Source organism: Gilvibacter sp. (assembly GCF_013214815.1).
GTDB lineage: Bacteria > Bacteroidota > Bacteroidia > Flavobacteriales > Flavobacteriaceae > Gilvibacter.
Window position 1 is genome coordinate 1 of sequence record NZ_JABSPU010000140.1, and the last position, 2,281, is coordinate 2,281.

Genomic DNA, 2,281 nt, shown 5'->3' on the forward strand with positions numbered 1-2,281 from the left:
GCGCAGTGTTGTCAGCAATAGAACCGCTGCCGTCTACACGGTCAGTTCTCAACCACAATTCTAGATTGCTGTTGATTCCACCAGGTCCTTCGGAGATTGATGTGTTGTATGTTGTTCCTGTAATTGTTACATAATCGATATGAACGCGGTCACCATTCCAGGACGAATTACTGGAGAAACGAAATTGTCCCGTAGCAGAACTCGGGAAGGTGTGGTCGGTTTTAAAGAAGGTAACGGTCTTGGCGTAGTCGATATAGGGAACACCGTTGCTAAAGTCTGCGGATTTCCCTGGAACGTCTCCAGCGACAAAACTACCGATAATAGTCCATGAGCTGGAAGTGTCTGGTCGGTATTCTACATCAAAGGTTTCACCGGTGTCGTAGCCGTTGTTGGTAAATCGGAACGATATGTCGATTTTGTCATAGGCGTTCAGTGAAAACTGAGGACTGCGTATTTCACCGTTGCTGTTTTGAATCCTAAGGGCATAACTTCCCTGAGGAGCAAAAGTGATATCATTAAGGCGACTTGCGTTAGAAGTAAGATTCCAGCCATCCAGTCCAGACTCAAAGGTCGCTTGGTGGATGACCGTCTGCGCCGTGACAAGCGGCGTAAAGATCATACAAAAAATCAGCATCGCGAACGCGATACCGCGGTTGGTAGAAGTAGTTTTTTCCATAAGCTAGTAGATTAAGCCACAGGTCGATTTGGGGTCTTCTGTAACAGATTCTGTAAACAAACTTAAAAAAAAATCCTTTCGCTTTAACATTATAATTGATAAAAAAGTGCATTTCATCGGTAAAATGTGTTGATAAACGGTGTTTTTGTGTGTTTAAACCGTAAATATTGCAGAGGTTTCCTACATCAATCATATGTACATAAAAAAAGGGAGCCTCGTTACAGGGCTCCCTTTGCGTTAGGAAAAACTACTTGCTTTGTCTAAGCAAACTATTATTTGTCAATTAAAATCTTAGTCGTTTGAACGTCTTTGTCTGTCGTAATTCTTAGGATATAAGTACCAGTGCTCATCAAGGTAGAAGGGAAGTTTACCTGAGTAGCATCACCAGAGAACTGGTAGGTTCCAATTTGCTGCCCTAGAATAGAGTATACAGTTACTTCTTTAATGGTTAAGGCTTCCTCCTTGGCAAAGACGGTTACTTGCTGCGCTGTTTTAGCGTGCATAGCAGCAACAGTGTTCACTTGTTTGTTAGCTATTTGATCCACTTGACGCGGAGTCTTGCGGAATACCATTTGGAAACGATCTTCATAGACTCCCGGTTCGATTACTGTAGTAAAGTAGTCGTATCTAAGATCTACGAAGGTATCGGTTTCTTTATCGTGTAAGTAAGGAACTAATTTCTCACCCAAGAACTCGGCACCATCTAAACCTATAGTGATCTCACCATATTCCTCGATCTTCACATAAAGAGCTCTACGAACGCTAGATCTACCTTCAATCACTGGAATACCTTGAATCGCATAGCGCTCATCTTCGATCAACCAGTTCATGTCTTCAACTTGTTCGTCAAATACTCTTCCGTCATAACCGTGATCAACACCAAGAGTTGTATTGTTGTCAAAGGTCACCAATAGTTGTCTGTGCATTCCAATTGGAGAATCAAATCCTAAACGTAGTTTGGTTCGTGTATCTGGAGCGTCAAACTGCGTGTCATCTGGTTCTTCAGTAGAAGGCGCATCTCCTGTAGTTGGAGTACCTCCCGCGTAAGTATCATCCGTAAACATGAAAACTGAAGAGCCTCCAAGTTTAACGAAATTACGCTGGCTGTTGTTAAAGTTTATTGTACCATCACTATCCGCAGCAACAAAGAAACCTTGAGCTACAGGAACATAACGTCCAGGAGATTTCGTAGAGGACCCAGCATCACTCACTAATGGGTGAGAAGTTGCAGGTACGCTACCAGATAGGTTGTACATACCGTATCCACCTTGGTATTCGGCCAGGAAGTGTGAACCACCTCCAAAGTGTTCCCAGAAATATAGGGTACCATCCAAGTGGGGGTTGTCTGCAATAAAATCATTAGCGTCTAATGCAGAAGGGAATGGGTTACCCACTAAATAGTTGTTATCTGCTGAAATAGTCAATTGAATTTCATGACTGGTCTGGTCGTTGTTTGGCTTACCGGTAAAGGTGTAGCTCTGAATATCTGTCACGCCACCTGTACCAGGGCCTTTCATGGTAAATCCTTGACCTACACTGAAATACTGATAAGGACCTACAAACTCCCATGAGTCATAGTCTCCAACTGGTCCGTTTTCGAAACGG

General features: G+C 43.1%; 1 protein-coding gene and 1 pseudogene. Both read right to left on the bottom strand.

The window, feature by feature from the left end; all coding sequences use genetic code 11:
• Positions 1-676, bottom strand: a pseudogene (locus tag HRT75_RS14625) (hypothetical protein); the annotation flags it as partial.
• A 272-nt stretch (positions 677-948) separates the two neighbouring features.
• Positions 949-2,281: T9SS type A sorting domain-containing protein (locus HRT75_RS14630; RefSeq protein ID WP_291188321.1), on the bottom strand; the 1,333-nt coding region annotated here is incomplete at its 5' end.